Below are 19401 nucleotides of genomic sequence, written 5' to 3'. Positions count from 1 at the left end.
GATTTTTTTTAGAAAATCAAGAGGAAGTAAGAAATTTTCAGAATAATTAAGAAATTTCCGGCCAGGAAAATTATTCTCCTCTGTGGCTGGAAAGGTCCATGGAAATTCCTATCTGATTGACGTTCGAAGAGTTGTGATATCTTACGTGGGCATAATCAATACGGAATCTGGAAACTTTAACTCCAAATCCTGCAGAAAGTCCTGAGAAATTTCTTTGATCCGCAACCGCCAGCTCATTTCCTCTTTTTACATTATATCCCAGCCTGATATTGAAATTCTTCTCCGGAAACAATTCGGCTCCCAAAGAAAAGTGATCGGCAATCTTTCTGCCGGCACCCACTTTCTGCCCGTCCAGGTTTTCTTCTGAGGAAATATCAAACTTCTGAAGATCATGTGCGGTAATAGTAATGGCAAGAGGGAAGTTCTTGATGATTTTGGTATATCCAAGATCAATTCTGAAAGGAAGATTTTCTCTTGTTCCATTAAAAGACTTCAGCTGAAACCCAAAGTTTCTCATGACCAATGAAACGACTTCCTTGCTCTTTTTATTATGATAGGTAATTCCCGCTGTTCCTGAGATCGCGGAAGAAGTATAATTGTCAATTTTTGAGGTAATAAAATTCAGTCCTCCACCAATCGTCCAGTCTTCTTCAAACTGGTAGGCATAGCCTGCGCCAATCGCGACATCTGAAGCTTTGAATTCTCCGTTTTCGAAACCGCTTTCATCCGTCCTCGGAATACTTCCATAGCTCATATACCTTGCATTGATGGTTGCCATATGGCCGTTCTCAAAGTCTTTGGCATAAGCAATCGTTCCGTATTTCGAGTCGGCAAGGTAAGCCGTTGCGTTTACAGAAAGCTGTTTGTCAGAATCTTTATTTAACAGGGCAGGGTTTGCAATAGCAAAGGAAACATCATAATCTCTTACCGAAATTGCATCGCCGCCCAAAGCAGCCTGTCTTGCAGATACAGGTACATTTAAGAACGGATAAACATTTGTTCCTGTTTGCGCATAAGAAACAATTCCTGATAGAAATAATGAAAAAATGATAATTTTCTTCAACTCAATTTATAATTAATGCAAAAATAATCCTTTTTCGTACTTTTCAAAATATTTCTGACATTATTTCTATTTAAATATTTTTCTTTCATCAATATCTTTAATGATTATATTTGCAAAATCAAATTCCGGGGAAACCCATACTAATAAAAGTTATTAAAAATAAAAGATGAAATATAAAAGAATCCTTCTGAAACTAAGCGGTGAGACCTTAATGGGAAACAGACAATACGGTATTGACAACGAAAGACTGCAGGAATATGCAGCTGAGATCAAAAAGGTAGTTGAAAAAGGCTGTGAAGTAGCGATCGTAATTGGAGGAGGAAACATTTTCCGTGGTGTAGCAGGAGCTGCCAAAGGAATGGACAGAGTGCAGGGAGATTATATGGGAATGCTGGCCACGGTAATCAACGGAATGGCTTTGCAGGGAGCATTGGAAGATGCAGGAATTAAAACAAGACTTCAGTCTGCTATCGAAATGGATAAAGTTGCTGAACCTTTCATCAAAAGAAGAGCGGTAAGACACCTTGAAAAAGGAAGAGTAGTGATCTTCGGGGCAGGTACAGGAAACCCTTATTTTACCACGGATACAGCGGCTACCTTAAGAGCCATCGAAATCGGAGCTGATGTGATCTTAAAAGGAACAAGAGTAGACGGAATCTACGACAGCGATCCTGAAAAGAATGCAGATGCTGTAAAATACAATTCATTATCTTTTGATGAAGTATTTGAGAAAAACCTTAAAGTAATGGATATGACCGCATTTACTCTGAGCCACGAAAATAAACTGCCAATCATTGTATTCGATATGAACAAAGATGGAAATTTAGAAAAAATCGTAGACGGAGAAAATGTAGGGACTTTAGTTGATTTATAATCAGTTTAACCGTTTAAAAATATAAAAACACCTGTTACAGTAATTGTGACAGGTGTTTTTTATTAATGATTGTTTTAAGTACTTATTTGTCTGCTTCAACATTCTGTGTGGCATTTTCCTTTTCAACCAAAACATAACGGGAAGAAATCCACCCGATGATCTGATTTATTATTTTAAGAATCATCTCCAATTCCGTGACAGCAGTTACTCCCGGTACCAGCTTCACCTCTGGTTTTGGTAATGGCTGTGATAAAATAAGTCCTTCTACCTGTGGATTGGATCCTTCCGCAGGAATACCATTATACATTCCCACATGCTGTACGGATAGCTGAAGCATGTAGTCCTGCAAAGACTCAGGAGGTGTCTTGATGCTCACCGAGGAGGCGCTTGAATGTTGGAGCTGACCTGGGAGCGATTGGTTCTGTATTCTTGTATAACTGGCTCCTGAATTTGAAGAATCAGCAATCGCCATCTTTTGTAAAGCGTTTAATAAGGCTGCCGTCATATAGGTAGGAGCCTGGCCATAAATCGTTGCAATTTTCCCCAGTTCCGATACCGGCCATGCATGAGGAACAACGTCCAGATCGTTCCAGTGCATGGTATTCCAGCTTTGATAAGTACCTGTCTGTTGCTGCCATCCCGGAGGCAATGGCGGGAATTTACTGTTGAACAGGCTGGCAAATGCAGCTTCACCCGGCGTTGGTCCGGCGGTAGGATATACAAGCGTTACTCCGAAGGCATCCAGATCCTTATTCTCTTTCAGATAAAGGGCAAGGGTAGGAGATAATGCTCCGGCAAGGCTATGTCCACAGAATATGATGGCAGTATCCGGATCCGGACTTAAGCTGGCAAGAAACTGTTGAAGCGTGGTATTGGGTGCGGCTGCATCACCCGGACTTATAAGTCCCAGAAGTATACCTACACCGGTAGCCGTTCCTTTTGAAATATAAGGGTCAATGCCGTTAAAGGCTGATGGAGCAAAGTTGGAAGGATTATAAGTGGTCCAGTTTACTACTTCTGCCACTGAGAAATCTTCTGTTTCCCAATCGTAAAGAGAGGAAGGATTAGTGGCAGCAATAGCCACAACGTAAGTAGGTAATGTAGGACCTCCCGGAAATGCAACAGCATCAGATTTAACAACATATAATGCATTATCTGCAACACCGGTAGGAATTCCTTTTTCATTTTTTTCTTCGATCAGGGCAGGTCCCCATACCAGATCCCAGTTTCCTAATTCCGATACGGCTGAAGGATTAGCTATGGAAGGTGTTTTCTGATCCATTATTTTAACCGGAGGAACATTGTTAAAATAATAGGATAAATCATACTGAAGCTGTTGCTGCAGTTGGATACCAAAACCGTTGTAGCCTCCGGCACGGTTGGCAAGACCTGCCATACCGAAAACTTGTTGATAGGCATCTAAAGATGGATTTGTCATGATGTGATTGGTTTAAATTAGTTTATAATTGTTCATTTCTGCAAAATGTCTTCTCCAAGACTTTCCGTTTGTTACGGCAAGTTTTCCGTTTAAAATACCTGCCGACATTTCGTTTAAAAGAATAGAGTAAAGGACGTTATTAAAAATGATATCACACTAAGTAGAAATAACCAAAATGTTTGGTAGGTATTTGTACCTGAAGTTTTTGCTTGAAGTTGGATTTTTAGGTGAAAACAAGTTTTTTGTTTGAAAGAGGAGATTAAGAAAGAAAATCCCATATCGCTGAAAACAGTAGTTTCTCAACAATATACAAGCATTCTTTTTAAGATGGCTTTTTATTATATTTGTGAAAACAGGTATTATGAAAGATTTTTTAACACATGCAGGATTGTATGAAAAAAAGGTTATTCTCGAAGATTATAAAGTTGGAAACAAGAATTATTATAAAGAGGAACATTTTAGCGGTATTACATTCGATTATTATTGTGAAGAAGAGGAAAAAATCACTACTTTCCAAACAGGTTTAGAATATTCAGGACCTGCTTTCTATAATGGAGAAATACATGATGGCTATTTTAAAGATGAATTTTTAGATTTCACATTTCATGCAATTTGTACTTGTCAGTCTTGTAAAAAACAAATAGTAAACTTTTTGCTACATGTGTATTCTGATAAAAAGCTGTCACAAAAAATAGGACCTGTTTCAGACGAAGAATTTCAACAAGGCTACAGAGAAGATGAGCCTGAAGTAAAAATTTATATTGAAAAAGCAGGAATTTTTCCAGAGATAAAGATCAAAGTCGATAAGGAAATAAATAAATTTCTAGACAAAGAAAACAAAACATTTTACTATAAAGGTTTAAAATCGTTAAACAATAATTTAGGAGTTGGTGCCTTGGGCTATTTTAGAAGAATAGTGGAAAGCGAATTAATGCACATTGTTACTGAGGTGAAAAGCCTTCCGAATTCAGATAAAGGTGCAATACAAAAATTACTAGATGAATATGAAAGAAGTGGAAGAGTTGCTTCAATATATGAGAATATTTTTGAGTTCTTACCATTAAGTCTGCAGAGTATTGATTATAATCCACTAATGTTGTTGTATAACCAAACATCTGAAGGACTGCATAGTTATTCGGAGGAAGAATCTTTAGATAAAGCGTTTAAGGTGAAAGCTTTGCTTGATTTCGTTATCATAAAAATTAATGAAGAAAAATCAACACTTAAAGATATTAGGCAAATAGTAAAAGATTTGCGACCTGATCAATAAAAATAGCCCCTTAATTGGGGCTTTATTTTATTTTTCTTTTGTACAGAATTCAGAGTAAGATATTATTGCCTCATGGAAATAATTAAAGGAAATTCCTTTTTGTATTATTGTACTGCGTACTTTCTCAATTGATAAACCCGTAGCATTTGATAGTTTGTTAATAATCGGGATTCCAATATCAGTAATTTGTCGGTAATCCTCGGAACTCATAATGCCTTTTTCTTTTACAATGTTGTAAACATTAATAAGCTTTTTTGAAGGGACCGAAAACCATTTTTCAATAATGTCTAATTTAGCTTCAATATTTTCCATTAGTTTGTTTTATTTCAAAGTTAATTCTTTTCCTTTAAGTGCAAAGAAATGTTTTGGAATTGATTGAAGAGTAAAATAATAATACTTGGCAGGATACAAAACAAAAAACTCATTAAAAAAACATCTCCCTAATTGCACAACTTAAATCCACATGAACAAAACAAGCAACAAATAACGACTGGCAATAAAACAATTTTGTACAGTGTCCTATTCAAAAATATCAACGTTTTCACAAAATACAGAATGCAGTCTTACCAGAATATGGAAATAATCATTATTTTTGCAGCACTGAATAGTAAAAAATAATTTAAAATAGTAAGAAAACCCTGATGTTTGCGGTGTTTTTGGATTTAATTAATTGATATTCAGTTGAATTAATAGATGTGTAATTTATCAAACTTTAATATAATAATGGAAGAATTAGATCTTATATTAGAATCTGTAAAACAGGACATGGATGCAGCGGTAAAGCACCTGGATCACGCATTTCAAAGAATTAGAGCAGGACGTGCTTCTACGACAATGGTTCAGGATGTAATGGTAGAATACTACGGAGCAATGACTCCTATCAACCAGGTTGCGAATGTTTCTGTTCCGGATGCAATGACAATCTCTATTCAACCTTGGGACAGAACGGCAATCAATGCGATTGAAAAAGCAATCATTAATTCCAACTTAGGTTTTGCACCTTCTAACAACGGTGAAAACATTATCCTTAATGTTCCGCCTTTAACAGAGGAAAGAAGAAAAGAGCTTGCAAAACAGGCTAAAGTGGAAACTGAGAACACTAAAGTAACGGTAAGAAATGCAAGACAGGACGGTTTGAAAGAACTTAAAAAACTGGAAGGAGTTTCTGAAGATGTCGTAAAAGGCGTGGAAGAAGAAATCCAGGCTTATACTGATAAATACGTTAAGCTTTGTGATGAGCATCTTAAGACAAAAGAAGCTGAAATTATGAAAGTATAATTTTCAGTTTTTAAAATATTTTTAAAGAGGTTTCTTTTGGGAGACCTCTTTTTTTGTGATTTTTTACTATGACATTTCACTTTTTTGCAATGCAATGCATTCTTGTTCCATACGATATTGTTAAGTATTTACGTTCATTCATTATATTTAATGAATTATTCCTGACGTTTAATTAAAAAACAGGAAACAGATACTATAATGATGACAAAAATAATCGGGGTAGGAAATTATATCCCATCGGAAACCATAACCAATTTATTTTTTGATAAACATATTTTTCTTAATGAAGAAGGGATTTTATTAAAGGAGAATAACGCTTCCATTACGGATAAGCTTAAAAAGATTACGGGTATTGAAGAAAGGAGGTATGCGGACAGTACACAGGTCACTTCAGATCTTGGCGTCATTGCGGCGCGTGCAGCCATAGAAAATGCAGGGATCGATCCTGAAACATTAGACTATATTATATTTGCCCATAACTTTGGGGATGTTCGTTTTGGAACCGTTCAGTCTGATATGGTGCCCAGCCTCGCTGCAAGGGTGAAACATTTACTGGGGATCAGAAATAATTTCTGTGTCGCCTATGATGTTCTTTTTGGATGTCCGGGATGGATTGAAGGGGTAATACAGGCTCATGCATTTATCAAATCCGGTTTGGCAAAACGATGTTTGGTGATTGGAGCAGAAACCCTTTCCCGTGTGGTGGATATCCACGACAGGGACAGTATGATTTATGCAGATGGAGCGGGAGCAGCGGTTCTGGAAGTGAACTCTAATGATGATTCCGGGATCAAATCCCATTTGTCAGCTTCTTATACCCTTGAAGAGAAAGACTATCTGTATTTTGGAAAATCTTACAACAATGAAAGATGCCCGGATACCCGGTATATTAAGATGGATGGCAGGAAAATATATGAATTTGCTCTGGTGAATGTTCCGGATGCGATGAAAAAATGTCTGGATAACAGTGGATATTCCATTGACCGGTTGAATAAGATTATCATTCATCAGGCGAATGAAAAAATGGACGAAGCCATCGTTAACAGGTTTTACCAGCTGTATGGAAAACCCGTTCCGGAAAATATCATGCCTATGGTTATTGATAAATTAGGTAACAGCAGTGTGGCTACGATTCCTTCTTTGCTGACGATGATTTTACAGGACGAGCTGGAACATCATAAAATTAACAAAAATGATATCGTATTATTTGCTTCAGTAGGAGCAGGGATGAATATCAATGCTTTTGTGTATCAGTTTTAAAATATAAAAAAGAGATTGGCTCATAGGTCAATCTCTTTTGTTTTTATAAACATTGTATGGAGCCTTTCTGGTCTTTATGCTTTAACAGAGATTGGTAGCTCTGAAGGACTTCATCCACATTACACCTGATTTCTTTTCCCGGAATCGTATCCGGAGCTGTTTTCTCTTTCTGGTCGGATTTTATGCTGTATTTCTTTTCAAGACATTTCAGCGGCTGATTATTCTGAAGGTAGATACGGGTTTCTGTAATGTCATCTTTGGTGACCGGTTTTTCAGGGGTGCCACCGTCAAAATTCCATACGGTTTCCTGTCTGAAAATAAAAAATAGGTTCCCGTCTTTGATAAAATACTTTTCAGATGCCGAAAAATGACTGTGTTCTGCATAAAAATGCTCTATCACTTTAATTCCATCCTTGTCAGAATAAAAAATAACTTCCCCTGAAGGTTCATCATGGCAGTCATAACTAAATTTTGAAGAACTCAGCTTTTTAGCTTCCAGTTGAGCCTGGAGCACAGCATATTCTTTTTTAATCTGATCAATAGGGTTTTCTGCTGTATCTGTTTTTACTGAATCCTTTTTTGCAGTAGAACTATCTCTGGAAATGGATTCCTTCAGGATGATTTTATCTTTTTCATTTTTACAGGAAACAAAAAGAAGCATGCTCGCTGTCAGAACTAGGATTTTCATAGAGTTAATGATTTGGTGGTGAATAAAAATACAAAAATTTTAAGGACATAAAAAAGGCCTTCATCTGAAAGCCTTACATAGTTTTATTTGCAATTTTCGTTATAATCGTAGATCACTTCATTGATAATTGAAAGTTTATCCACCGTTGAATTGCTGATCTCATCCCGGATGAATTTTCCAAGACCGCTTCTTTTCTTCTCTTCGTTTTTCAGGGAACCGTATTCTCCCTTTGTTATTTTTGCTTTTACGTAAGGGCAGTCTGCCAGGATAATTTTGGCTTTTGCGGGCGTTAATTCTTCAGCTTTTCCTCCTTTCTTTGAAAAGATATAATTGGGATTCTCTCTTAACCGGTCTGTTTCCCGTTGTGTGATGGCCTGAGTACTGTTTGCAGAAAGAGCTGTAGGATAGCCATAAAGCTTATAAACTGTAATTTTACCTTCTGCTACTACTTCAGCAAACTGTTCCGTTCTTGACAGGTTGTTGATTGCCTTAAAGCCGGCTGATAATCCTGTTGAACTTTCAGAGCTGTTCAGAGCCTCTCTCATGTTTGAGTATTTTACCGACTTGAAAACCCTCGGAGTGTCACCTTCATACAACATGTATTCTTTGATATCGTCTGTGTCGTAGGTTTTGAATTTTATCTTATTCTTTACTTTGTCAATATCAGCAATGGCTGCAAATTTTACTTTTAACTGATTTTGCCAGGGACTTGAATAGCCGCCGTGCAGATGTACAACACCTTCAATTTTCTTTCCGGATTTGTCAATGATGTAGCCGTATTTTTCGCCGTTGTATGTTCCGGTTTCGTCCTGATCCTGAGCATGGGCATTGAGTGATACAAGACCGAACAGGCCTATAAGTAGTAATTTCTTCATGGTTTTGTTTTACATTCCCACAAATATAAATTTTTAAATTCAAAATCATTGTCGACAAAATATTTTAATAATAATCAGCAAAAAAGCTCCGGAATTTCTCCGAAGCTTTTAATTTTATTTTAAAATCAGAATTATTGATATCTCTGATGTTCCTTACTTTTGGTAAACCTTTTGGTGATAGGTTTGAACAATGCTTTGTATTTTTCTGCATCAAACAGTTGTGAATCTGTAAGGGCTTTATAAGTCATCCAGACTCCAAAGGGAAGAAGGATCAGGTTGGGCAGCCAAGCTGCAAGATAAGGATTCATTTTCCCGCTCCATGACATATTTTCCACCCCTACATTCATGACATAAAAGATGATGAAAATAACGATTGCAATGATGACCGGAAGTCCCATTCCTCCTTTTCTGATGATAGAACCTAAACTGGATCCGATCAAAAAGAAGATGATACAGGTCACAGAATAGGCAACAATTCTCTGCTGATAAATCACTACCTTACTGAAGTATTTTACATTAGAACTATACTCATTCTTTTTGGATTCCAGTGTTGATTTCAGGTTGTCAAGCCTGGTGTAGGAATTATATATGATTTCCAGTTTTTTATCACCTTTTACCGTATCCAGTTTGATCTGGGTTTTCGGAGCAGCTTTATGTTTATTCCCTTTATCCATATAGGTAATTACAGAATTGGTCTGGTTAAGAACCTCGGATCCGATGTTATCAAAGAACTGCTTATTGTCTTTTTTGGTTTTGGTAATCGTTCCGTCAAGCTGGTTATAAGTCTGGAAACGGTAGTCATCCGTAATCTGTTCTTTTTCGATCGCTTTATTGATGATTTCACTGATGTCAAAGTGAGAAACCAATGTATCAAATTTAATCGCCTGATCAGGTTGTTTCAGTCTTACATTATCACCTTTTCCGGCAAAAGCATCTTCAAATACATAACCGTTATACAGTACCAGTTTTAAAAAGTTCTTGTTGGCCGCTGGAACAAATTTTCCTTTTTCTGCAACAACAGACTGCTGGTTTTCATAAGCATTGGCTTTTTTATGAACAAAAACACCTTCAATATTTTCTCCGTTTTCCCCATAAATTTTATCAAATTTTACCATATAACCGGGAATCTGATCAATAAACTGTCCCGGAGTGAAGTTGATAGCCGGTTTGGTTTGAGCAATATTGAAAAGCATGTTCTTGGCTTTCTTCTGAAAATCCGGAATAATATTGTTGGAAAAGAAAAACAGCATGATGGCAAGTGCTGTTGAAATTCCAAGAAGAGGCGTCATTACACGGGTCAGAGGAATTCCCGCTGCTTTCATGGCAGCAAGCTCGTAGCGTTCTCCAAATTCACCGAACGACATTATACTCGCCAGAAGGATCGTAAGCGGGAGCACCATACTGATGACGTTTACTCCAAGATAAAAAAGAAGTTTAAGGATTTGCCAGTAGCTTAATCCTTTTCCCATAAACTGTCCCAACTGTACCCAGATAATGTTTACAATAAAAATGAAAAACAATACGCTGAATATAAAGAAAAACGGTCCAAAGAAGGTTTTTATAATGTATCGGTCTAGTATTTTTAACATGCGCCAAAATTAATCAAAAAGCCACAAAGTTTACTTGTGGCTTTTTATATTTTGTTATTTTTTTAACGTTAAAAGTAAATTTACATAGTTGCGAATTCACTTTCAGCTTTTTAAAGTTCTGTAACGATGTAGTTTTTAAACTTATTTTTGTCAAAAACAAACATATTAGGATCCAGTTCCTGGTTTTCTTTATATTCTTTAATAGCAATTACTGCAACATCTTTATTGTTTCCGTGCTGTTCCAGTTTTACCATCTGCTTTTTCGCTGAATCGACAAAAAGGTACACAAACTTAATTCCGTTGGCTTTCACCGGAGTCAGTTTAATAAAATCGGCATTCACACCATTCACCATTTTCTTACCGTTGTATGTTACATTATAATCGTTTCTATACGTGGTAAGATAGTTGATAGGGGAGAACATGGTGCTGGTTCCGTTGGGCTTGGCAATGGTAACTTCCATATCATCGGCGTTGATGTTGTAAATTTTATTTCCGTCGAAGATTTGTTCCGTATCCATGATCTTCAGTTTGTATTTCTCTCCGGCAACATAATAAATACCAGGTTCTGTTTTAGTCACCTGTCCGTTAAGGCCGCTTCCAAAAGAAAATTTGAAGTAAGAATTCTTTTTAGAATTGTAGTTGGCTGTAATATCATCCAATATCTTTTTAGCTTTCGCATCAATCTTCTGAGCGTTGGCCATACCTACTGCACCTACAACAAAACTTCCCAATATAACTTTTGAAATAATATTTTTCATTTTCTTAATTTAATAATCGTTAGATTTTCTTTAATTCTTAAGGTTAAAACGATGTGTTTTTCCTTTAACTACGCAGATCTTCCAAAAACTGTTCCAAAGAATGAAGATCACTGATCAAAACCTCTCTTGCTTTAGCACCATTGAATCCTCCCACAATACCACTTGCTTCCAGCTGATCCATAATTCTTCCGGCTCTGTTATAGCCCAGTTTCAATTGTCTCTGAAGCATTGAAGTAGATCCCTGCTGGGTAGAAACGATTATTCTTGCAGCTTCCTCAAATAAAGCATCTTTTTCGTTCGGGTCAAAAGCACCTACTGTACTTGCTGAATCTTCAGAAACGTATTCAGGAAGTAATAATGCTGAAGAATATCCTTTTTGTTCTCCGATAAACTCTGCCAGTCTTTCCACTTCCGGAGTGTCTACGAAAGCACACTGAAGTCTCAGGATCTCATTTCCGTTGAAATAAAGCATATCTCCTTTACCAATCAGCTGATCTGCTCCCGGAGAATCAAGGATGGTTCTGGAGTCAACACTGGAAATTACCCTGAAGGCAGCTCTTGCAGGGAAGTTAGCCTTGATCATACCTGTAATAACATTTACAGATGGTCTCTGTGTAGCAACAATAAGGTGGATTCCTACGGCTCTCGCAAGCTGTGCAAGTCTGGCAATCGGTAATTCAACCTCTTTTCCTGCGGTCATGATCAAATCTGCAAACTCATCTACTACCAATACGATATACGGTAAATAACGATGTCCGTTTTCAGGATTTAATTTTCTTTCCGTAAACTTTTTATTATACTCTTTTAAGTTTTTACAAAACGCATTTTTCAGAAGATCATATCGGGTATCCATTTCAATACAAAGAGAGTTCAGTGTATTGATTACTTTATTGGTGTCTGTGATGATAGCTTCTTCTGCATCCGGTAGTTTTGCCAGGTAATGTCTTTCAATTTTAGAATATAATGAAAGTTCCACTTTTTTAGGGTCTACCATGACGAATTTCAGTTCGCTCGGGTGCTTTTTATAAAGAAGGGAAGTAAGGATAGCATTAATACCAACAGACTTACCCTGACCTGTTGCTCCTGCCATCAATAAGTGAGGCATTTTTGAAAGGTCGGCCATGAAGATTTCGTTGGAAATGGTCTTTCCAAAAACTACCGGAAGGTCCATATCTGTATTCTGGAATTTCTGGGAAGCGATAACAGAACGCATAGAAACCATGGTAGGATTCTTTCTTGGCACTTCAATACCGATTGTTCCCTTTCCTGGCATTGGCGCTATAATTCTGATTCCTAATGCGGAAAGGTTCAGCGCAATATCATCCTGCAGTTTTTTAATTGCTGCGACTCTGATTCCTGCTTCAGGAACAATTTCATACAGCGTAACTGTAGGACCGATGGTTGCTTTAATCTCTGCGATTCCAACATTGAAATTTTTCAGAAGTCCGACAATTTTGTTTTTATTTTCTTCTAATTCTTCCTTATTGATGGAAATTTCTTCATTACCGTAATCTTTCAGCAAATCTACAGGTGGCATCTGGAAGTTGGCAAGATCTAGCTTGTGGTCATACAAACCATGCTTCTCTACCAGTTCCTGAGACTTTTTATCAGAATCATCCAAAACATCAACCACCTGTGCCACTTCTACATTGAATTTAATGTTTTCCTGTGCCGGAGCAGTGGTTACTGCCGGAGACGGAGCAGAAGGTCTGATATCAAATGCTTCCTCTGGGCTGGAAACCGGAACAATGGGTTTGGTAGAAAGGTTTAAGCTGACCTGTTGAGAAACATCTCTTGGCTCTGCTTCAAAAGAAGTATGGTTGGGCGTAGAAATGGTTTCTATTTCGTTGGAAACCGGAACCTCAGGAAATCCTTTCGGAGCACTTACCGGTTCCGGGTCTTTTATTGTATTGACAGGAGTTGTAACGGGATTATTGGTAACATCACTCACCGTAACTCTGGAAAGTGTTTCCTCTTCAGCTTCCTCTGCTTCCTCTTTCAATTCTTCATCAGCCTCAAAATCATCATTAGAGTCAGGCATCATGGATTTTACTTTTCCGATCGTATTTTCATTGATTTTATCCAGCTTCGCCTTGATCGAACTTGGACGAAGATTAAACTCAAGGATAAAATAGAGAAGAATGCTTGCAGCTAACACGGTCCACAGGCCTACTGCTCCGATGATGGAGTTAAGATAGTCCATGATCTGATATCCATAAACACCTCCTAAAACACCTTGCCCTTTCGTAAGTGCTCCCATAAAAATAGGAAGCCAGCAGATGAAAAATAAAGAGTGGCCGATCGTTTTCCATGGTTTGAAGATTTTCTTCTTAAGGATCAGAGTCCCCACTACAAGGAATAAAAATGCAATGATAAATGAAGCAATACCAATACTTTCAAAAATGAAAATATTTCCAAGCCAGTCACCTACCTTGCCAAAGATATTGGAAGATTTTATGCTTTTGTCCAGCATGGTTCCGGCCTGGCTTTGATCTGCTTTCCAGTTCATCAGATAAGAGACGAATGAGAGTGCAAGAACAGCCGATAAAAGTATAAAAGTAAGCCCGAAAAAAATACGTGGCTTAGATAAGATTCTGCCTTTCTCAGGCGATTCAGTCGGTTTTTTTTGTGTCTTTTTATCCATAATATCAATGTCGCAAATTTAATGTTTTATTCAACACTAAATAAATCTTTTTTATCCAAAAAACATTTTGGTAATCCCGCTTTTACAAAGGTTATTTAAAATTTTTACTTTAAGAATATTTTCTTTTATGACAGAATAAAATAAGGTTATTTTTTTGGCTTATCCAAATCTGATACCGTTAAATTATATTAACTGTTTATGAATTGTTTTTCTTTAAAAAGATAATAAAATTTTTGATTTAATCGGACAGAGATTAAAAAAATTAACAATATTAAAGTTTTTAGATAGCAATAGTGTTTTTTGAACTAGTTCAAAGGTCAGGACGTAAAGCCTCTGTAATTTTGGCCTATACAATTTCACCTATGAAAAATAAATTTAAAACTATTCTGACCTCTTGTCTGATAGTAATTTCAATGATTACAATGAACGCACAACAACAAAAAACGGAACACAAGGCACTATTAATTATCGACGTACAAAATGATTATTTCCCGGGCGGAAAAATGACATTGGAAAAAAGCGTACAGGCCGCTGAAAACACCAGAAGAATTTTAGAATATTTCAGGAACAATCATCTTCCTGTCATTCACATTCAGCATATTTCTACCAATGATGGTGCTACTTTTTTCCTTCCGGGTACAGAGGGCGCTAAAATCCATCATCTGGTTGTACCGGAGAAAGATGAAAAAGTTATCGTTAAGCATTTTCCCAACAGTTTCAGAGAGACGGATCTTCTGGATTATCTTCAGTCAAAGAACATTAAAAACCTTGTGATTACAGGAATGATGACAGATGTCTGTGTGGAATCTACAGCCAGAGCTGCTTTTGATTTCGGGTTTACCAATACCATTATTGCCGATGCCACAGCAACCAGAAATCGTGAACTGAATGGGGAAGTGATAAAGGCTGAAGAAGTTCAAAGATCCTTCCTGGCAGGGATATCTGCTCTTGGAAATCTTTATGCCCGTGTCATAAATACTGATGAACTTTTAAAATAAGGCTATTTTTAGATAGGGAACGTGTACAATGAACTTCAATTTTTGTTGGGTAAACGCAAAGGTGCAAAGTTTTATCATACATATTGTTTAATTTAAGACGCAAGGAAATCGAAGATTTCCAGCAAAATGAATCTAATAAATTTTATCATAGATAAAATCTTTGCGACGTTAAAAACATCTGATATTTCAAAAATTATTAGCGTCTTTGCGCTTGCCCAACAAAAAAAACAGAGTTCTATTGTTTAAATACAAAAATAACTTAACCTAACTTAATTTCATAAAGGTGTCAATAATTTTGATACCTTTATTTTGCTTAAATAATCCTATGTCCGATTTACTTTTTAAAAATATCAGTCAATATATCAATCTTTCAGAAGAGGATTTTCAAAAGTTTGCAAAGCCTTTTGAACACAAAACATTTAAAAAGAAAGAGGTGGTGCTCAAAGAAGGAGAGTATTGTTTCTTTGAAGGATTTGTTCTGAACGGGTGTTTTAAAATCTATTATCTCAATGAAAACGGATTGGAGCAAACCTTATATTTTGGGGTTGAAGGCTGGTGGATTACGGATATTGACAGCCTTATCAATACCGTTCCCAGTATTCTGAATATTGAAGCCCTTGAAGATAGTGAAGTATTGATGATTTCTAAAAAAGATAAGGAACATCTGTATAAAACAATGCCACAGATAGAAAAGCTTTTCAGAATTATGAACCAGAAATCTTCGGTAGCACTGCAGAGAAGAATTCTTTCCTTAACGGGTAAAACGGCAGACAAACGCTATCTAGAATTCCTGGAAAAGTATCCGGGATTGGAACAACGAATTACCCAACAGCAGGTAGCATCCTATCTGGGAATTACCCATGAGTTTTTAAGTAAAATCAGAAAAAAATTATTGATTGGCTGAGGGGATTTGATTTTTGTATCAAAGTTGAGCTGTAAACCAATGTTTTACAGTGTTTTATTTTACTTTCATATAGAAGGGTTCAATCATCAGAATAGTTTTTATAAATCTATATCTTTTCGGAATTAGAAATTGAATTTTTCCTAATGTTTTCAGGCTTATTAAGAATGTTTCAAAATAAGCAAAACCGAGGTTAAAGTGATAAAAAACAGCTTTTTTTAGGCTCTTTGTGGTTTATCATGCTTATTTTTGCATGTCAAGTACAATAAATCATGAAGAAGCTCCAAGATATTCTTATCTCAACCAGGACAATGGCTGTATTGTTGCTGGTGTACGCATTCGCGATGGCTTATGCAACGTTCTTAGAAAACGACTACGGAACTCCTACAGCAAAAGCATTAATTTATGAGGCCAAGTGGTTCGAACTGATCATGGTCTTACTGATTCTCAATTTCATAGGAAATATCGGAAGATACAGACTGTGGAAAAAAGATAAGTGGCCGGTTCTTGTTTTCCACCTTGCCTTTGTTTTTATTTTTATTGGTGGTGCCATCACCAGATATATCAGTTTCGAAGGCCAAATGCACATCAGAGAAGGTGAGACATCCAACGAAATCGTAACTGATAAAAATTTCTTTAAAATTCAGATTGAAGAAAAGGGTGATGTACTGAATTATCAGGATGTTCCTTATCTGATGTCTCCGTTACACAAAGATTTCAAAGCAACTTATGACTTCCACGGAAAAGAAGTGAAAGTGTTTGCCAAGGAATACATCCAAAGAAAAAAAGACAGCCTTATTGCTGAACCAAATGGTGCTGAGTATCTTCATCTGGTTTCTACCGGAAATACCGGAAGACAGAATATTTACATCAAACCGGGAGAAACAAAATCTATCAACGGAACTTTGGTGACCTTCAACAGAGCGATTGAAGGAGCTGTTGAATTTAAAAATGAAGGCGGAAAATTATTCATCAAAACTCCTGTAGATGCCAGCTATATGACCATGGCCACGCAGGCAACAGGAACTACAGTGAAAGATGCGTTTCAGCCTTTGGCATTAAGAAGTTTATATACCATCAACGAACTGAAGCTGGTAGTACCTGAAGGTCTTAAAAAAGGAAGACTGATGGCTATTGAAGGCGACAGAAAGAAAGATGCTAATGTTCCGGATATGCTTCAGATTGAGCTTCAGGGACCAAAAACAAAACAAATTGTAGACCTTTCAGTTGAAAAAGGAAACCCAAATGCTTACAAGCAGGTGACGATGGATGGTTTAAACATCATGGTAGGTTTCGGACCTAAAGTATACAACACGCCTTTCGCGTTGAAACTGGATGATTTCGTGATGGAAACATATCCGGGAAGTTCATCTCCAAGTGCTTATGAAAGCCACGTAAAAATAATTGATGAAGGTAAAGAAACTCCTTATAAAATCTATATGAACCACGTTCTTAACCATAAAGGATACCGTTTCTTCCAGTCGAGTTTTGATCCGGACAGAATGGGAACCGTTCTTTCTGTAAACCACGATTACTGGGGAACATTGATTTCTTACATCGGATACGGACTTTTATTCCTTGGAATGTTTGTCATTTTCTTCTGGAAAGGAACTCATTTCTGGAAATTAAATAAAATGCTGGCTGACGTGAATAAAAAGAAAGCAGCAGGTATACTTTTATTGTTCTTAAGTTTAGGTTTACATGCACAAAAAATCGAAACTCACGGAACTACCGACGGAAGCAGAGAACATATTCATGTGGAAGGAGACAATCATTCCCATGCTCCGGCACCTTCTGCCCAGCCGCTTGATGGCACTGCTCCAAAGCAGAATTCTCTGGCAACTCCAATGGGAAAAATGAGAACTATTTCTCCGGACGAGATCATTGCAAGAAACAAAATCAGTAAAGAACATGCTGATAAATTCGGATATCTTTTGGTTCAGAACTTTGAAGGAAGAATTGTTCCTATCAATACAGAGGCAATCGATATTTTAAGAAAATTATACAAGAAAGACGAATTTAAAGGAACAGACGGAAAATCTCTTACAGCCAACCAATGGTTCCTTTCTATCAATACAGATACTCCAAGCTGGACAATGGTTCCGATTATTAAAGTAGGAACTAAAGGAGGGGATGAGCTGAAGAATAAAACAAAAGCAGATGAAGATGGTTATACTTCTCTGATGAACCTTTTCCCGGCAGATGCAAACGGTAATCTTACATATATTCTTGAGCATGATTACAATACCGCATTCCGTAAGAAACCGGCTGAACAAACGAATTATGATAAAGAAGTAATTGCTGTAAACGAAAGAGTACAGATCTTCAATGAGTTCTTCAGCGGTCAGTTTATGAGAATTGTTCCTGTGAAAAATGATGCCAATCACACTTGGCATTCATGGCTGGATCAGAAATTCGAACCGGATATGGAATCTCAGCAGGTAATGGGACCTTATTTTGCAGAAGCGCTTACCGCACAAAAAACCGGTGACTGGAGCAAAGCAGATGCTGAGTTGGCGAAGCTTTCAGACTATCAGCAGAAATGGGGTAAGGCAGTTGTTCCTGCTAAATCCAAAGTAGATCTTGAAGTATTTATGAATAACGTAGATATTAACTTCAAATTATTGATCTTCTACACGCTTATCGGCGGTCTTCTTCTGATCTTGGGATTTGTTGAATTATTCAAATCAAATAAAGTATTAAATAAAGTAATTAAAGTAATTATTGCGATTGGTTTAATTGGATATCTGTGTCATTTCTTAGGACTTGTTGCAAGATGGTATATTTCAGGTCATGCCCCTTGGAGTAACGGATATGAAGCAATTATCTTTATCTCCTGGGTAGGGATTACGGCAGGTTTGATCCTGTACAGAAATGCTAATGCATTGATTCCTGCAGCCGGCTTCATGGTGGCTGTTATTATGATGGGATTTGCCCACGGAGGTTCAGCACTTGATCCGCAGATTACACCGCTTGTTCCGGTATTGAAATCTTACTGGCTAATTGTTCACGTAGCCATTATTACCTCAAGTTACGGATTCTTCGCACTCTCAATGATTATTGCGGTGATCTCATTAGTATTCTATATTATCTCCAATAAAGAAACGTATAAAATTCACCACGATACGACATTGAAAGAATTGGTAATCGTTTCTGAAATGTCATTAACCATCGGATTGTTTGCTTTAACAGTAGGAAACTTCTTAGGAGGAATCTGGGCCAACGAATCATGGGGAAGATACTGGAGCTGGGACCCGAAAGAAACATGGGCTTTCATTTCCATTATGGTGTATGCATTTGTACTGCACATGAGATTAGTACCTGGATTGAGAAGCAGATGGGCATTCCACGTAGCAACAATGTTTGCGTTCTGCTCAATGGTAATGACATACTTCGGAGTAAACTATTATCTAAGCGGACTTCACTCGTACGCAGCAGGAGATCCGGTACCAGTGCCAGCATGGGTATACATCGGAATAGGAACAATGATTCTTTTATCAGTTGTTTCTTATATCAAGTTTAAAGCTTTAACGAAGAAATAAAATACTGAACATATAATTTAAAATCCCGGAAAGTGAATTCCGGGATTTTTTATTTCTATGGTTGCTGGTTTTAGGATGAGTGGTTTTAACGCTGCGTTCGCAATGATGTATATTGTGATGAGTTATTGTTCGCAGAGGCATTTCATTCAGCAAGAGAAGACGTTTTAGTTAAGCTGGAAGGTTGGTAAAAGGTCAAGAGTTTGTGTTTTTTTAACGCCAAGGC

The 19401-nt window shown here is 37.1% G+C and carries 15 protein-coding genes; 7 read left to right on the top strand and 8 right to left on the bottom strand.

The window, feature by feature from the left end; genetic code table 11:
* Positions 1–70: 70 nt before the first annotated feature.
* Positions 71–1063 carry a type IX secretion system protein PorQ gene (gene porQ, locus AC5YGI_RS07475; protein ID WP_110008755.1) on the bottom strand — a complete coding sequence of 331 codons (993 nt, stop codon included), beginning with the start codon at positions 1061–1063 and terminating at the stop codon, positions 71–73.
* 166 nt (positions 1064–1229) lie between these two features.
* Between porQ and pyrH the strand changes: the two genes are divergently transcribed.
* Complete coding sequence (gene pyrH / locus AC5YGI_RS07470) at positions 1230–1937, top strand: UMP kinase (protein WP_496167917.1); 708 nt, start codon at positions 1230–1232, stop codon at positions 1935–1937.
* A gap of 82 nt (positions 1938–2019) precedes the next feature.
* On the opposite strand, the gene AC5YGI_RS07465 is transcribed toward pyrH, so the two are convergent.
* Positions 2020–3375, bottom strand: coding sequence for a lipase family protein (locus AC5YGI_RS07465; protein WP_496167915.1), 1356 nt, complete (start codon positions 3373–3375; stop codon positions 2020–2022).
* Positions 3376–3736: 361 nt separating this feature from the next.
* On the opposite strand from AC5YGI_RS07465, the gene AC5YGI_RS07460 reads away from it, so the two are divergent.
* The gene (locus AC5YGI_RS07460) at positions 3737–4645 is read left to right on the top strand and encodes a hypothetical protein (RefSeq protein ID WP_496167914.1); all 909 of its coding nucleotides are present in this window, start codon (positions 3737–3739) and stop codon (positions 4643–4645) included.
* Positions 4646–4672: 27 nt separating this feature from the next.
* Here AC5YGI_RS07460 and AC5YGI_RS07455 read toward each other — a convergent pair whose 3' ends face one another.
* Positions 4673–4957 (bottom strand): hypothetical protein, encoded by a 285-nt coding sequence (locus AC5YGI_RS07455; RefSeq protein WP_411413243.1) that lies wholly within the window; start codon positions 4955–4957, stop codon positions 4673–4675.
* A 411-nt stretch (positions 4958–5368) separates the two neighbouring features.
* Here AC5YGI_RS07455 and frr point away from each other — a divergent pair, with 411 nt between their 5' ends.
* Entirely contained in the window at positions 5369–5923 is a 555-nt protein-coding gene (frr, locus tag AC5YGI_RS07450) for a ribosome recycling factor (RefSeq protein WP_034694343.1), read from the top strand.
* Between the two features lie 198 nt (positions 5924–6121).
* On the top strand, positions 6122–7183 hold the full coding sequence (locus tag AC5YGI_RS07445) for a 3-oxoacyl-ACP synthase III family protein (RefSeq protein WP_496167912.1): 1062 nt from the start codon (positions 6122–6124) through the stop codon (positions 7181–7183).
* Positions 7184–7226: 43 nt separating this feature from the next.
* On the opposite strand, the gene AC5YGI_RS07440 is transcribed toward AC5YGI_RS07445, so the two are convergent.
* The 5 genes from AC5YGI_RS07440 to AC5YGI_RS07420 form a co-directional block, all read right to left on the bottom strand.
* A complete protein-coding gene (locus AC5YGI_RS07440) occupies positions 7227–7871 on the bottom strand; it encodes a hypothetical protein (protein WP_496167911.1) in 645 nt (214 codons plus the stop codon).
* Between the two features lie 83 nt (positions 7872–7954).
* Positions 7955–8746: a hypothetical protein gene (locus AC5YGI_RS07435; protein WP_330746263.1), complete on the bottom strand. Its 792-nt coding sequence runs from the start codon at positions 8744–8746 to the stop codon at positions 7955–7957.
* A 131-nt stretch (positions 8747–8877) separates the two neighbouring features.
* A complete protein-coding gene (locus AC5YGI_RS07430; protein ID WP_227942756.1) occupies positions 8878–10335 on the bottom strand; it encodes an LptF/LptG family permease in 1458 nt (485 codons plus the stop codon).
* A gap of 110 nt (positions 10336–10445) precedes the next feature.
* Entirely contained in the window at positions 10446–11093 is a 648-nt protein-coding gene (lolA1, locus tag AC5YGI_RS07425) for an outer membrane lipoprotein periplasmic chaperone LolA1 (protein WP_227942755.1), read from the bottom strand.
* 64 nt (positions 11094–11157) lie between these two features.
* Entirely contained in the window at positions 11158–13737 is a 2580-nt protein-coding gene (locus AC5YGI_RS07420; protein WP_454510661.1) for an FtsK/SpoIIIE family DNA translocase, read from the bottom strand.
* Positions 13738–14099: 362 nt separating this feature from the next.
* Here AC5YGI_RS07420 and AC5YGI_RS07415 point away from each other — a divergent pair, with 362 nt between their 5' ends.
* The 3 genes from AC5YGI_RS07415 (at position 14100) to AC5YGI_RS07405 (ending at position 19178) form a co-directional block, all read left to right on the top strand.
* Positions 14100–14735, top strand: coding sequence for a cysteine hydrolase family protein (locus AC5YGI_RS07415; RefSeq protein WP_496167910.1), 636 nt, complete (start codon positions 14100–14102; stop codon positions 14733–14735).
* 325 nt (positions 14736–15060) lie between these two features.
* Positions 15061–15639 (top strand): Crp/Fnr family transcriptional regulator, encoded by a 579-nt coding sequence (locus AC5YGI_RS07410; protein WP_330746267.1) that lies wholly within the window; start codon positions 15061–15063, stop codon positions 15637–15639.
* 269 nt (positions 15640–15908) lie between these two features.
* The gene (locus AC5YGI_RS07405; protein WP_496167909.1) at positions 15909–19178 is read left to right on the top strand and encodes a cytochrome c biogenesis protein; all 3270 of its coding nucleotides are present in this window, start codon (positions 15909–15911) and stop codon (positions 19176–19178) included.
* The last annotated feature ends 223 nt before the right edge of the window (positions 19179–19401 follow it).

It is taken from the genome of Chryseobacterium sp. CS3K3.1, assembly GCF_059515165.1.
Note: the sequence above shows the minus strand (reverse complement) of the source record. Positions and strands in the feature narration are given on the sequence as shown.

What these genes read in the sequence shown, in the direction of transcription:
- pyrH (WP_496167917.1), top strand. Translation starts at nt 1,230, where the DNA reads ATGAAATATAAAAGAATCCTTCTGAAACTAAGCGGTGAGACCTTAATG.
- AC5YGI_RS07465 (WP_496167915.1), bottom strand. Translation starts at nt 3,375, where the DNA reads ATGACAAATCCATCTTTAGATGCCTATCAACAAGTTTTCGGTATGGCA.
- AC5YGI_RS07460 (WP_496167914.1), top strand. Translation starts at nt 3,737, where the DNA reads ATGAAAGATTTTTTAACACATGCAGGATTGTATGAAAAAAAGGTTATT.
- AC5YGI_RS07455 (WP_411413243.1), bottom strand. Translation starts at nt 4,957, where the DNA reads ATGGAAAATATTGAAGCTAAATTAGACATTATTGAAAAATGGTTTTCG.
- frr (WP_034694343.1), top strand. Translation starts at nt 5,369, where the DNA reads ATGGAAGAATTAGATCTTATATTAGAATCTGTAAAACAGGACATGGAT.
- AC5YGI_RS07445 (WP_496167912.1), top strand. Translation starts at nt 6,122, where the DNA reads ATGATGACAAAAATAATCGGGGTAGGAAATTATATCCCATCGGAAACC.
- AC5YGI_RS07440 (WP_496167911.1), bottom strand. Translation starts at nt 7,871, where the DNA reads ATGAAAATCCTAGTTCTGACAGCGAGCATGCTTCTTTTTGTTTCCTGT.
- AC5YGI_RS07435 (WP_330746263.1), bottom strand. Translation starts at nt 8,746, where the DNA reads ATGAAGAAATTACTACTTATAGGCCTGTTCGGTCTTGTATCACTCAAT.
- AC5YGI_RS07430 (WP_227942756.1), bottom strand. Translation starts at nt 10,335, where the DNA reads ATGTTAAAAATACTAGACCGATACATTATAAAAACCTTCTTTGGACCG.
- lolA1 (WP_227942755.1), bottom strand. Translation starts at nt 11,093, where the DNA reads ATGAAAAATATTATTTCAAAAGTTATATTGGGAAGTTTTGTTGTAGGT.
- AC5YGI_RS07420 (WP_454510661.1), bottom strand. Translation starts at nt 13,737, where the DNA reads ATGGATAAAAAGACACAAAAAAAACCGACTGAATCGCCTGAGAAAGGC.
- AC5YGI_RS07415 (WP_496167910.1), top strand. Translation starts at nt 14,100, where the DNA reads ATGAAAAATAAATTTAAAACTATTCTGACCTCTTGTCTGATAGTAATT.
- AC5YGI_RS07410 (WP_330746267.1), top strand. Translation starts at nt 15,061, where the DNA reads ATGTCCGATTTACTTTTTAAAAATATCAGTCAATATATCAATCTTTCA.
- AC5YGI_RS07405 (WP_496167909.1), top strand. Translation starts at nt 15,909, where the DNA reads ATGAAGAAGCTCCAAGATATTCTTATCTCAACCAGGACAATGGCTGTA.